This window comes from Chryseolinea sp. T2, assembly GCF_037203685.1.
In the GTDB taxonomy this organism is placed as follows: domain Bacteria; phylum Bacteroidota; class Bacteroidia; order Cytophagales; family Cyclobacteriaceae; genus Chryseolinea.
Window position 1 is genome coordinate 448,509 of the sequence record NZ_JBBCAU010000005.1, and the last position, 13,519, is coordinate 462,027.

Sequence of the window (13,519 nt, forward strand, 5' to 3'; positions counted from 1 at the left end):
TACCGGGCGCTTGACTACCTCGAAAAGTAAATATTTTCTCTCGATAATATGGCTGGCGATGATACTATCGGGGTGTCTTGGTACAAGACATCTTAAGGATGGCGAGAAGCTATTGTATTCGCAGGCCATAGATGCCCCACGTCACATCAACGAAGATGAGATGCGCGGCCTCTATACCCAGCACGCCAATCGTCGCATATTGGGACTGCCATTGGCGCCGCTTGTGAGCATCTACTACATGGGCTACCGAAAGTATGACCAGGAGAAGTTCATCCGCAAGCGGGAGGCCTTCGAAAAGAAATACGACCAAAAGATCGCGGAAGCTACGTCGCAAAAGAAGATCGACCGATACCTCTTCAGAAAACAGAAGAAAGTAACGAAGATGAATTCTTTCATCGAAAATGGAAACCTCTTTATGCAGTGGGGTGAGCCCTTATCCATTTACGACAGCGCTCAGGTACGCCTTACCCGCGAACGTTTTCAAAGTTACCTGTTCTCCAAGGGTTACTTCAAGAATCAGGTAGTGGATCGGACTTTTGACAAGAGTCGATTCGTCAGGGTTCGATACGTGGTTACTCCCGGGAAAGCTTACTTCATCGACTCCCTGTTCTATGACGTTGAAGACACGGCCATATTCAGGATTATCAATAACAACGTTGATAAAAGTTATCTTAAAAAAGGCGCCCGCTACGATCAGGACAATTTCACGAAAGAACGTGAGCGTATTGACTTGCTGCTTAAGGATCATGGATACTTTGACTTTAGCCGGCAGTATATCGACTACACTATGGACACTACGTTCAGATCACCTGACAGACGGGTGGCTGTGATCATAAGCATCCGCGACCCGGCAAAACGCGGCTATCATAAGAAGTTTCAGATCGACACGGTGACGTTCACCACCGATGTCGGCAAAACTATTCCTGGTGTTGCAAGACATTCAAGGACATATCGTGATGTTCATTACAAGTATTATGACGACAACTTCAAACTAAAGATCCTCAATCAACGCGTATTTATCAGACCGGAAGAGTTATACAGCAGGACGAGAACGCTGGACACCCAACGGCAGTTGAGTAACGTTGATGCGTTCAAGTTTGTCAACATCAATTACGACACGTCGGATGGAAAATTCATTGCGAACATATTTGCCAGCCCGGCTTCGAGATATGAATGGACCAATGAAGCGGGTGTTAACGTTACACAGGGATTTCCAGGACCCTTCTATGGTATTTCGTTTAAGAAGCGAAATATATTCAAGGGGATGGAGACCTTCGACATGTCGGGAAGGTTTGGATTTGAAGGTGTTGCCTCGGCAACAGAGACCCAGAATATCTACAAAAGTACGGCCGCTACTCTGAATGCATCTCTCAGTTTTCCGCAATTCATCTGGTTCTTCAAGGAACGAAGACGCATCAAATTTGCCGAGTACAACCCTAAGACGCGTCTTACGACCGGCTATACATTTAATGACCGGCCTGAATACAGGCGGACGTATGTTTCGACCAATGCTGCCTACACCTGGCAAACCAAAAACAGAACTTCCTACTCGTTAACGCCTCTTAGTGTTGTTGTCATTTCCACTGCAAATCTCTCTAAAGAGTTCCAAAAACTATTAAAGACGCAGGACTCGCTTGGCAATAACGCGCTCATCAACTCGTTCAGGCCATCGTTCGTAAACAGCATCATGTTCGGCATCACCTGGAACCTGCACGATTATGGTAACAATGAATTTACATCAAGCTTCATAAGAATGCAGTTTGAAAGCGGTGGCACGCTTTGGAACTTCTTTACGCCGAATTTTCTCACGGATTGGGGACTGCAACATTATCAATACCTCAGGTTAGGCCTCGACGTCAGACGGGTAAACCCGGTCGATAAGAATACGGTAATAGCCTATCGTTTCAACTCGGGAGTGGTTTATTCATATGGTGACGAAAAAGGAGTTCCTTATGAAAAGTTCTTCTTTGCCGGCGGTAGTAATAGTATAAGAGCCTGGCGACCGCGACGACTTGGGCCAGGATCCCTGCCACCCAACGAAAGTACAAATCCAAAGGGCGACGGCCTCTTTGACTACAGTATAGAAAAGCCATCGGAGATTTTGCTCGAAGGGAGTGTCGAGCTGAGGCAGAAGTTGTTCGGCTTTGTTAACGGAGCAGTTTTCGTTGACGCTGGTAACGTCTGGAATTTCAATCCTCAAAATGTACAAGCCGAAGACGGCAGCGTAATAAAGGATAACAGCTCGCAGTTCAGCCTGAAGCGATTTTATAAAGAGTTTGGTGTGGGTACCGGATTTGGTCTTCGATTTGATTTCAGCTTCCTCATTCTTCGCTTCGATGTGGGGATGAAGGTTTATGATCCTGCACGCGAGTCTGGTGACAGGTTTGTTTTGAATAAAGTACGATTCTGGAAACCTTACGCGACCGAGGTAAGTGAGGGTGTGTTTGTGAACTACAAGGAGCCCGTGATCTATAATGTGGGGATAAATTATCCGTTTTAAGTCAACCGTGATGATTGAAAAAGAACAAATTGGTGATTGGTTCAAAGGCCTGCAGGCGGACATATGCCGATCGCTTGAAGGTGCTGACGGCGTCGGAGCGTTTGTTTCAGATGAGTGGGAACGTCCCGGTGGCGGTGGTGGTATTTCACGGGTACTTACGAACGGACGCGTAATTGAAAAAGGTGGTGTAAACTTTTCCGCCGTATGGGGAAAGGCACCTGTGCCCGTTCTCAAATCGCTTCACCTTGATCCAAACTCAGATCTCTCGTTCTACGCTACAGGCGTATCGATCGTCATCCATCCGAACAATCCTTTTGTTCCCATTATTCATATGAATGTGCGTTACTTCGAAATGACTGATGGCTCCTGGTGGTTCGGTGGTGGAATAGATCTTACGCCGCACTATGTTGTCGAGGATGATGCACGTTTCTTTCACCAACAGCTTAAGTCAGTCTGTGATCGTCACGATGCCGGGTTCTATACCGCCTTTAAGAAATGGGCAGATGATTACTTTTACATCAGGCATCGAAAGGAGACCAGAGGTATTGGAGGAATCTTTTTCGATTATCTGAAGGGCACTGATGGCTTTACTAAAGACTCTCGCTTTGCTTTTGTAAAGGATGTGGGACTTGCGTTCGCTCCCACCTATGTGAATTTAATGAAGAAGAACGCCGACGTTCCTTTCAATGATCAAAATAAGGCGTGGCAGGCGATTCGGCGCGGACGATACGTGGAGTTCAATCTGGTGTGGGACCGCGGCACGAAGTTCGGTCTGGATACCGATGGAAGGACGGAATCTATTTTGATGAGTCTTCCGCCAATAGCCTCCTGGTTGTACATGCATCAGCCTGAACCCGGATCGCAAGAAGAAAGAACGATAAGTTACCTGAAACAGAATGTGAATTGGATAGAGAACAACTCCAATTGATGATCGCTATTTCCTCAATTTGTTCTGGTATGAGTCCTCATCAAAGCCAAGCAGGATTACCTTTCCCTTTTCTTCCAACAGCGGACGCTTGATGATGCTGGTCTTTTCTATCATCAACTTAATGGCGTCGTCTTCGGTTTTGATTTTAGCTCTGTCCACCTCTGGCAATTGTTTCCAGGTGAGGCCCTTCCTGTTTAACAGTGACTCCCATCCTACTTGCTTCGACCACGACTTAAGAATATCGGCAGTAATGCCCTTTTTCTTGTAGTCATGAAACTCGTACGCAACCTTGTGCTCATCAAGCCAGGTCAGTGCATTTTTAACCGTGTTGCAATTCTTTATTCCGTAAACAAGCATAGATCATTTGTTGATTTGTGGATCTGTTGATTGGTTGATTTAATGCATGAAGGGGATGAGTGCTAATTAAGGAGGCTGCCAACGAAAGTTTGAATATCCTTTTCTTTGTCTTTGCTGTCGCGAAGCATATTAACAAACGCGCTGCCGACGATTGCACCTGAGCTGTATTTACTGGCCTCTGAAAAGGTCTCGTGATTCGAAATGCCAAATCCGATGAGATATGGGTTTTTCAATTTCATTCCCTGAAGACGCTTGAAGTACGTACGCTGTTCATCGGCGAAAGCGCCCCGTGCTCCGGTTATGCTAGATGCTGAGACAGCGTAGATAAACCCATCAGTTTCCTGATCGATCTTGCGGATCCTTGCCTCAGATGTGGTCGGTGATATCAGAAACGCATTGCTGATATTGACTTCGCTAAACAGCTGCTTGTAATCTTCCAGATAAGCGTCCATAGGAAGGTCGGGCAGAATGACGCCGTCAACACCTGCAGCCGCGGCGTCGCGGGCAAATCTTTCGATACCATACTGCATAACAGGGTTGACATATCCCATGAGTATGATGGGAATGTTGACTGTCTTCCTGAGTTCCTTTACCTGCTCGAGGATGATCGAGAGCCTGATACCATTTTCGAGTGCAACCTTATTGCTCTCCTGTATGGTTGGGCCGTCGGCAATTGGATCCGAGTATGGAATGCCAATTTCAATAATATCAGCTCCGGCCTTTTGCAACGCCTGTCCTACCCGCACCGTGCTATCCAGCTGTGGAAAACCTGCGGTATAAAATACCGAAAGGACATTGCTGTTCTTTCGAGAGAACAATTCTTTGATTCTGTTTTTCATAGTTGATTAGTATTTGCCCCAGCGGATATAAGTTTCCAGGTCTTTGTCGCCGCGGCCGGAAAGATTCACCACAACCACGTCGTCTTTGTCAAACTGAAATTGAGACAATGCTGCTATTGCGTGTGCCGATTCGATTGCCGGAATAATTCCCTCCATCCTGCTCAGTTCCACTCCAGCTTTCATAGCCTCATCATCAGTGATGCTTACAAACTTTACACGGCCCGTGTCGAACAGGTGGGCATGAATAGGACCAATACCGGGATAATCCAAGCCAGCTGATATGGAATACGGTTCAACTACCTGGCCGTCATCGGTTTGCATGAGCAGTGTCTTGCTCCCGTGCAACACACCGGGTTTACCAAGTGCCGTTGTAGCGGCCGACTCGCCTGAGTCTACGCCGTGACCCGCTGCCTCAACGCCCACGAGTGTGACGTGCTCTTCATCGAGGAAATGATAAAATGCCCCCGCTGCATTGCTGCCACCCCCAACGCATGCAAATACGTAGTCAGGAAATGGATTACCTGTTTTTGAAGTAAGCTGTGCTTTCATCTCCTCGCTGATGATGGCCTGAAAACGCGTTACCATATCAGGATACGGATGCGGACCAACTACTGAGCCAATGATATAGTGCGTGTCGGTTGGATGATTGATCCAATGCCGCAGCGCTTCGTTCGTGGCATCCTTAAGTGTCATACTTCCGCTGACGGCGGGAACAACTTTGGTTCCAAGGATGCGCATACGCTCTACGTTGGGCCTCTGACGCTCCATGTCAACCTTTCCCATGTACACGGTACATTCCATTCCCATCAATGCGCAAACAGTAGCCGTAGCCACACCGTGCTGACCTGCTCCTGTCTCCGCGATGATTTTCTGTTTCCCCAGACGTTTGGCAAGGAGAATTTGTCCTATGGTGTTATTGATCTTGTGGGCTCCGGTATGACACAAATCCTCACGTTTAAGGAAAATCTGTGCGCCATACTTCTCCGATAATCGGTTTGCCTCGTAAAGCGGCGTAGGCCGTCCCACATAGTCCCGAAGCAGCAACGCAAACTCCTCTTTGAACCCTGGATCATTGATGATTTCCAGGTAGCGGGTGCGCAGCTCTTCAACGTTTGGATAAAGCATTTCGGGAATGTATGCTCCCCCGAACTTGCCGTAGTATCCTTTTTCGTTAACTCCGTATTTCATGTGCTAATATTTTTAATTACTCAATATCGCGGTCAAATCTTTGGTCGGCTATGCATGCAATAAGAGAATACTGATATGTCAATTTCATCTCATTGTGTTTTTACCTCCAGCCTTCATCGGTTCTTCCGCAGGTCATTAATGTGGTTAATTGATGTCTGAACCCGGAAGGCATCTTTAAGGCCAGGCGCAGTTTCAACGCCACTGTTTAAATCGACGCCGTATAGATTCATCTCACTTAGCTCGGCTATATTTTCCTTTAGTGTTTCCGGCTGAAGTCCCCCACTGAGAAAGAACGGCACTTCCTGATCATAACGACGTAGAATCATGGGATTAAATCGAATGCCGTTTCCTCCCGGCTGCTTGCCTCTCGCATCGAACAGCAACTGATCAACTCTCCCGACAAATGGTTTAGTCTCGTTAAAATCAAAGTTATCGTCAACTCTAAATACTTTTATCACCTTAACTCCATCATCCCGCATTTTCGAGGCAAAGTCAGGTGATTCATCACCATGGAGCTGCACTGCGTCGTACCCAACAACCTTGATACGGTTCCGAACATTTTCCAGCGTCTCGCTTACAAAGACACCGACGCGTTCGATCGCTGAGGGCAACGCAGGCATCCGAAATTTGTACCCAACGAATCTGGGAGACAAAGGGTATTCAATGAATCCAAGATAATCGGGACGCATAGAGGCAACGGTCACGATATTCGCCGCTTCACGCATGCCACAAATTTTTATCCTGATTGTCTTTTCCACAAGCTTAGATCTATTGCCTTGCGCTCTCTTCATAAGCACAAGCCCTTTAATTCTATTTTGATGTTACCTGCGCTGCTCTAAGTTCTTCAATAAACTCCTTACAGGCAGCTCCGGGTTCTTCCCGCTGCATAAAGTTTTGTCCCATGAGAAATCCCTGGTATCCATAGGTTTTCAAATCGATGATTGTGTTCACCGCTTCAATCCCGCTCTCGGAAACCTTCACCACATGGTTTGGTATCATCGGAGCAAGTCGCTTTGACACTTCGATGCTTAATTCGAATGTCTTGAGGTTACGGTTATTAACGCCTATGAGATCAGCGTCTGCATCAATGTTGTCGCGAAGCTCTGCCTCGTCGTGAACCTCCAGTAGTACCTGCAGCTCTAGCCCATGGGCAAACTTACAAAACGCCTTCACTTCATTTGGCTGCAACGCGGCGGCGATAAGAAGGATCGTATCCGCTCCCATTGACTTCGCCTCTACAATCTGATATTCATCGATGGTAAAGTCCTTGCGCAAAATGGGAATCTGATTAAGTCCCCGGGCCATAATCAAATCGTCGCTTGCTCCTCCAAAAAATTCTGTATCTGTCAACACTGAGAGTGCGGACGCCCCAGCCGTTGAATAGCCAACGGTAACATCTTCAACCTTCACCTTCGTGTTGATGTTTCCCTTAGATGGAGATCGCCTCTTGAATTCAGCTATGATTCCCGACTTTCCCGGGTTGCGTATAAACTCCGTCATTGAAAGTGGACGTCTTTCAAACAAGGGTCCCTTTTCAAGCACGACGAAGGGGGTAGCCACCTTCCTCTGCGCAACTTCTATGCGTTTATGCGCGATTATCTTATCGAGTATGTTCATAGAATTTTTTGACTAATTCTCCATAAGTGCCTTAAACGCCCGCAGTGCTTTTCCGCTTTGCAATGCCTCGCGTGCCCGTTCCATGGCCTTCAGCAATCCGCCTTCCTGTTGTGCTGCATAAAGAGCCATTCCGGCATTAGCCACGACCGCTGACTGCTGAGCAGGCGTACCCTGACCTTCCAAAATACGCATGAATACTTTCGCAGACTCTTCAACCGTATTACCACCGCGAATGTCGTTGTAAGTAAGAAGTGGTAACTGCAGGTCAGCAGGTTCAAGTACTTTTTCCCCACCGTTGTAGAAATATTTGAAACCACCGGTCAGTGATACTTCATCATATCCATCAAGGGAATGGAGAACAACAAAACGTTTATCCGTGTTCTGGTACAAATATCCGTATTGTCGTGCAAGCTCAAGGCTGAACACTCCGACAAGCTGCCTTGTTGGGAGCGCAGGATTAGCCATTGGCCCTATCATGTTAAAGAAAGTTTTTACACCCAGCTCCTTGCGGATAGGCGCCACGTTTCGCATCGCAGGGTGAAACAATGGGGCATGCATAAAGCATATGTTGGCGCGATCCAGACTGCGACGTAACTGGTCCAAATCGTTCGTGAACTTATAACCAAAATACTCCAGAAGGTTCGATGACCCGCATGCTGATGATACTCCGTAGTTGCCATGCTTGGCTACAGGCTGTCCTGCGGAGGCAACTACAAACGACGACAATGTTGAAATATTGAAAGTATTCTTCCCATCGCCACCAGTACCGCATACATCCATTACCGGCTGATCAAATTTTGCCGGCACACAGAGTTCGAGCATGGCGTCGCGGAAGCCCTGAAGCTCATCAACGGTAATGCTGCGCATCATGTACACCGTCATGAATGCTGCCATCTGACTTGGATTATACTTGCCGGACGCCAACTCAATCAGCACATTACGTGCAGTGTCTTTTGTCAATGACCTGTGATCGATTAATTCATTGAATATTTCTTTCATAGCATTCGCTCTTATTCCCTGCATTTATTACTTCCATTTTTGCACCGCGATATCTTAAGCCAGCACATTACTCCTGATTCAAACTCGGATCATAAGGGAACATTCCGGCTACGGACGTCCGATCGGTTAGTTGTTAAGCCAGTTCCTGATCATTTTCGGTCCCTCCGGCGTCATTACCGATTCAGGATGGAATTGCAGTCCCTTCACATCGAATCGCACATGACTTAATCCCATCACCAGTCCCTCATCATTCACTGCCGTTACCCTTAATTCTGACGGAATGCTGTCGGCACGTACAGCCCAGGAGTGATAGTGTGTAGCCTGGAACGTCGGCGTTACGTCGCGGAACAGGTACTCGCCTGAATCCTGAACAGTTGCTGTCGATGTTACACCGTGCAGTACCTTCGGGATGTTGAAGAGACTGGCGCCATACACTTCTCCTATGCCCTGATGCCCCAGGCAAATGCCGAGAATACTTTTCGTAGCACCATACTCGCGCACGGCATCTTTCATGATTCCTGCTTCGTCTGGTATACCCGGGCCCGGAGACAAAAGGATCTTGTCATATTGTGCGACGTCCTCAACTGCAATTTTATCGTTTCGAAAAATGGCAGGTACATGACCAAGGGCTCTAATAATGTGTACCAGGTTATAGGTAAAGGAATCGTAATTGTCAATCACCAGAATTTTCATTGCTTCCTACTTTATTCTTTTCTTCACTAGCATCAATTTCTTAAATGGACTCTGCCATCAGCACCGCTTTCCGCAGAGCGGTAAGCTTGTTGTTAACTTCCTGCAACTCGCTTTGGGCATCAGACTTGGAGACTACGCCCGCGCCAGCCTGATATACCAATCTATTTTCGTGACTTAGGAAAGTTCGAATCATAATAGCATGATTATATGAATCATCGAAGCCCATGAAGCCAATAGCCCCACCGTAGAATCCGCGATTGATATTTTCATAGCGATCGATGAGTGTCATCGCCATGTGCTTGGGAGCACCTGAAAGCGTGCCTGCCGGGAATGTATCCGCTGCCATTCCAACTACAGAGGTCTCATCGCGCAATGTGCCTGTTACCTTCGACACCAGGTGAATTACGTGAGAGTAGAACTGTATTTCTTTGAATACCTCGACGGTAACGCGCTCTGCATTACGGCTCATATCATTGCGTGCAAGATCTACCAGCATGACATGTTCCGCGTTTTCCTTTTCATCGGCAGCAAGTCGTGCAGCAATTGCTGCATCTTCCTGGTCGTTGCCTGAACGACGGAACGTTCCGGCAATTGGAAAGATGTGCGCCTTCCCTTTGCTTATCTGCAGTTGTGCCTCCGGGGAGGAACCAAAGAGCTTGAAGCTTCCATAATCAAAATAGAACAGGTAGGGCGATGGATTAATAGATCTAAGGGAACGGTAAACATTGAATTCATCACCCTTAAATCCGGTGGCAAAACGGCGTGAGAGCACGATCTGAAAAACGTCGCCACGATAACAGTGCTCTTTCCCTTTTTCTACCATCTCGACAAAAGTCTTATCATCGACGTTCGACGTCTCTTTGTCGGTGAGACTGAAACGATAAGTGGCGAAGCGGTTACTCAGTATGATTTGCTCAACGCGGTCGATAGTACTTCTGCACTCGTGGTTTCCCTCCCAGCAGTGCTCGAAGAGGTTCAGCTCGTTTGAAAAGTGATCGATGATGATTACGTAACGGTAGAGCTTGTACATGATCTCCGGAATGAGGTTCTCTTTCACGGAAATGTCAACGTCTTCAAAGTACCTTATGGAATCATAGGCCATGTATCCAAACAAGCCGCAGCTCGTGTACTTCGTTGTATTTTTTTCAGGGACAATGCTCTTTCGGAAGGACTCGAGGTATTCCGCAACCTGGCCCCTACGTGTCAGTTGCTGAACATCAACCGATCCGTCGGGATACCGGCGTTCTACGTCGCCGCCTTTAACGGTGAACGAGGCAATAGGATCGCAACAAATGAGTGAGAGGCTATTTTCATGACTGTGATAATCGGAGCTCTCCAGCAGGATGCTGCCGGCGAAGACATCCCGCAGCTTTAGGTAAATGTTTACAGGAGTGAGCGTATCGGCAAGCAGTCTTTTATTGAAGGTTCGAAGCTTATATTCCATGATGGTGTTTTGTCTTTTTGAAAGGTTATAAAACAACAAGGCCCGCTGTGAGCAGCAGGCCTTGGCTTTAGGGTCAGGTCATATCAGGGCTGTTCACAGATCGTAATCGACGCTGTGCCACCACCAAGATATGTTTGTATGTTTCTTCATGTATTATTCTGCCTTCTTCTTAGGAGCAGCTGCTCTCTTAGGTTTTGCCGCTGCGCTTTCAGCTGCTGCTGGCGTTGCTTTTTTAGATGCTGTTCTTCTCAGCTTTGCCTTTAACAATTTCTTACGTCTGGAATTGCCATAAGAATCCCTCCAGATCTTACCTTTTTTCGATTTCTTGTCGCCTTTTCCCATACCGGTATTTTGCTATTGCGACGGCAAGTATAAGAAAGTATTGATGTATTCCAAAGTGAAGATCAAAAAAATGACTCAGCTTTTATGCCTATTCGTCTTTCAAAACGACCGACGGATTTAGCCTTGTTGCACGTAAAGACAGATACCCGACGCAAACGAGTGCCAGAACAAGTTCGATCACTCCGGCAAGTATGAACGTAGACGCAGAAATATTTGTGGAATAGGCAAAAGAATCGAGCCATTGCTGCATCAGGTACCAGGTGAGCGGAGTTGCCACGGTCAGCGACACCGCCAGCAACACAACATAAGGTCTGTTAATCAATACATAAATACCTCCTCGTGTTGCTCCGAAAACCTTTCGAATGCCGATCTCCTTTTTCCGTTGCTCTGCTGAATAAGCAACAAGACCTACCAGACCGATAACGGCAATAACAATTGACAGAACCGTAAAGATACTGAAGAGGGAAACGATCCGTTCCTCCTGACGATATTGAGCCCGAAGGTGATCATTATAGACAGTATAGGAAAACGGAGCTGGTGAAAGTTGCTTCCAGCGCGACTCAATAGAAGATACCAATGACCGGAATGAAGAAGTCTCGTATCGAACCAGCGCAATTCGATTGTTACCCCAGTACTTTGAGTCGATGTGTAGAAACATGACCGGCTGAATGCTCTGCCGGAGCGATTGAATGTTGAAGTCCTTAGCAATACCGATCACCTCCAATGGACCAAGTTCATCACCGAGATAAAGAATTCGTTTGCCTATCGCCTCTTCTCCAATCCAGCCCAACGCCCGGGCTGTTGTTTCTGTTATCACAACAGCATTTGTATCGGACGGTCGGTTAGCATCGAACCCGCGGCCAACCTTCAGTACTATCCCCGAAGTACTCAGAAAATGTTCATCGGCTTTGAATGCGGAAATGCTCACCTTTTGATTGTCGCCCTCCCGAGTGTAGATGTCTTCAAAACTAGAACGTATGTCCATCGACAATGCTGCGTCGTTAACTCCAGGCATATTCACCAGTTCATTTCTGAATGACTTAAGCTGCTCGCCCAGCTTGTCGGCATAATTCACTATGAGCAGATTGTCACTTTTGATCCCGGTATCGCGTGATTGAAAATATGAGAGCTGCTGAAATACGATCAGCGTTGATGACATCAGCGCGATGGATATCGTAAACTGAAATACCACCAGCGCATTTCTCAATCGGGAGGAACCAAATCCTGTAGCAAGCTTTCCCTTCAGCACTTGCGCAGGTCTGAACGACGTGAGGTAGAATGCCGGATAAAGGCCACCCAGAAATCCCACAACCAGGGGAACGCCAATGATGACTGTGGCAATCGTTGGTACACTCCAAATGTCCAACGGGATGGCTATGCCCAGCATCGGTTGAATCACAAAGCGCAGTATTTCCATCACTCCGAGTCCAAGGAGCATCGCTACGGATGTTAGCAGGATGTTTTCAACCTGAAACTGGGTTATCAGCATGGACTTCGTTACTCCAAGAGTCTTCTTCACCCCTACTTCTTTTGCGCGCTTCGATCCTCGTGCAGTTGACAGATTCACAAAGTTTACAACGGCCAGCGCCAGAATGATAGCTGCTATGCTGCCGAGGATATAAACATTCATGATGTCATTTACCGGACCAATGCGATTCCCAATCTCTGCCGAGCGAAGGTGTACATCACGAACTGGTTGAAGCGCAAGGAACCATCCGCCGCGTTGCCCAATGAATTCCTTGTAATCCATACCCAGCCTCTGAAAGCACGCCGGTGCATACCGGTCCGCGAGAGTCTTTACTTTTGCATCAACGGCTTTTATGTCGGCCCCCGGCACCAGTTTCACATACGTCACCATCTGCGTCCATATCCAACTCCATTCAAACTGGCGGACAGCAGCATTGGTGTACATGGAGAATAAGTAGTCGAAATGGAAGTGTATGTTTTCGGGCTGCTTCTCCGTTACACCGGTTACTTCTACGCTAATATTGTTATCACCCAGTTGAATGATCTTGCCTAATGCAGGCTCATCTCCAAACAATCTTTTCGCTGCATCTTCTGATAACACAACCTTACCAATTCCTGTCAAAGCAGTATTGGGATTACCCTGCTTCAATTTGAAATCGAAGAAAGAAAAGAAGTTTGAGTCAGCAGCCAATACATTCTCCTCCTGATAGGCAATAATCGACTGACCAGATGATGGTTGATACTTTATCAACTGAGATCCGGGAGTGTTAATGCGCATCACAGACTCAATCTCAGGAATGGCATCGCTCAATGCAGCACTCACTGCGGGGCCTGTTGAATGAAACATGCCACCAGTGGCATTCCAGATGTTGGTCATCACTACCCGGTACTCACGATCCACATCGCGATGCATCTCATCGTAGCTGAGCTGAAGCGATATATAAAGCATCAGCACCAGGCTCGTCCCCAATCCCAGCGATAGCCCGGCGATCTTTATTAAGGCGTACTGTTTTTCCCGGAGAAGACTTCTGATTGCTGTATTTAGAAAGTTCGTAAACATGAAAGATAGTTTCAATCAGTTTGACAAAGGATGTGCCACTTGAAAAGTGCCTGATAACCAATATGATGAAGTCGCTTCCATTAGA

At 47.1% G+C, this 13,519-nt stretch carries 12 protein-coding genes; 2 read left to right on the forward strand and 10 right to left on the reverse strand.

What is annotated here, in order from left to right:
* Positions 1 to 58: 58 nt before the first annotated feature.
* Both tamL and hemF read left to right on the forward strand, forming a co-directional pair.
* Positions 59 to 2,500 (forward strand): translocation and assembly module lipoprotein TamL, encoded by a 2,442-nt coding sequence (tamL, locus tag WBG78_RS18620; protein WP_337327975.1) that lies wholly within the window; start codon positions 59 to 61, stop codon positions 2,498 to 2,500.
* 10 nt (positions 2,501 to 2,510) lie between these two features.
* Positions 2,511 to 3,428, forward strand: a complete 918-nt coding sequence (gene hemF / locus WBG78_RS18625; RefSeq protein WP_337327976.1) for an oxygen-dependent coproporphyrinogen oxidase — start codon at positions 2,511 to 2,513, stop codon at positions 3,426 to 3,428.
* A 6-nt stretch (positions 3,429 to 3,434) separates the two neighbouring features.
* Here the strand turns inward: hemF and WBG78_RS18630 are convergent, their stop codons facing one another.
* The 10 genes from WBG78_RS18630 to WBG78_RS18675 form a co-directional block, all read right to left on the reverse strand.
* A complete protein-coding gene (locus WBG78_RS18630; protein ID WP_337327977.1) occupies positions 3,435 to 3,785 on the reverse strand; it encodes an ArsC family reductase in 351 nt (116 codons plus the stop codon).
* 62 nt (positions 3,786 to 3,847) lie between these two features.
* A complete protein-coding gene (gene trpA / locus WBG78_RS18635; RefSeq protein WP_337327978.1) occupies positions 3,848 to 4,624 on the reverse strand; it encodes a tryptophan synthase subunit alpha in 777 nt (258 codons plus the stop codon).
* Positions 4,625 to 4,630: 6 nt separating this feature from the next.
* Positions 4,631 to 5,812, reverse strand: coding sequence for a tryptophan synthase subunit beta (trpB, locus tag WBG78_RS18640; RefSeq protein WP_337327979.1), 1,182 nt, complete (start codon positions 5,810 to 5,812; stop codon positions 4,631 to 4,633).
* Positions 5,813 to 5,925: 113 nt separating this feature from the next.
* Positions 5,926 to 6,603 carry a phosphoribosylanthranilate isomerase gene (locus WBG78_RS18645; protein ID WP_337327980.1) on the reverse strand — a complete coding sequence of 226 codons (678 nt, stop codon included), beginning with the start codon at positions 6,601 to 6,603 and terminating at the stop codon, positions 5,926 to 5,928.
* 19 nt (positions 6,604 to 6,622) lie between these two features.
* Positions 6,623 to 7,429, reverse strand: coding sequence for an indole-3-glycerol phosphate synthase TrpC (gene trpC / locus WBG78_RS18650; RefSeq protein WP_337327981.1), 807 nt, complete (start codon positions 7,427 to 7,429; stop codon positions 6,623 to 6,625).
* A 12-nt stretch (positions 7,430 to 7,441) separates the two neighbouring features.
* Positions 7,442 to 8,428 carry an anthranilate phosphoribosyltransferase gene (trpD, locus tag WBG78_RS18655; RefSeq protein ID WP_337327982.1) on the reverse strand — a complete coding sequence of 329 codons (987 nt, stop codon included), beginning with the start codon at positions 8,426 to 8,428 and terminating at the stop codon, positions 7,442 to 7,444.
* Between the two features lie 126 nt (positions 8,429 to 8,554).
* Positions 8,555 to 9,121, reverse strand: a complete 567-nt coding sequence (locus tag WBG78_RS18660) for an anthranilate synthase component II (protein WP_337327983.1) — start codon at positions 9,119 to 9,121, stop codon at positions 8,555 to 8,557.
* Positions 9,122 to 9,161: 40 nt separating this feature from the next.
* Positions 9,162 to 10,565: an anthranilate synthase component I family protein gene (locus WBG78_RS18665; RefSeq protein WP_337327984.1), complete on the reverse strand. Its 1,404-nt coding sequence runs from the start codon at positions 10,563 to 10,565 to the stop codon at positions 9,162 to 9,164.
* A gap of 153 nt (positions 10,566 to 10,718) precedes the next feature.
* A complete protein-coding gene (locus WBG78_RS18670) occupies positions 10,719 to 10,907 on the reverse strand; it encodes a 30S ribosomal protein THX (protein WP_337327985.1) in 189 nt (62 codons plus the stop codon).
* Between the two features lie 88 nt (positions 10,908 to 10,995).
* Positions 10,996 to 13,434 (reverse strand): ABC transporter permease, encoded by a 2,439-nt coding sequence (locus WBG78_RS18675; RefSeq protein ID WP_337327986.1) that lies wholly within the window; start codon positions 13,432 to 13,434, stop codon positions 10,996 to 10,998.
* Positions 13,435 to 13,519 lie beyond the last annotated feature (85 nt).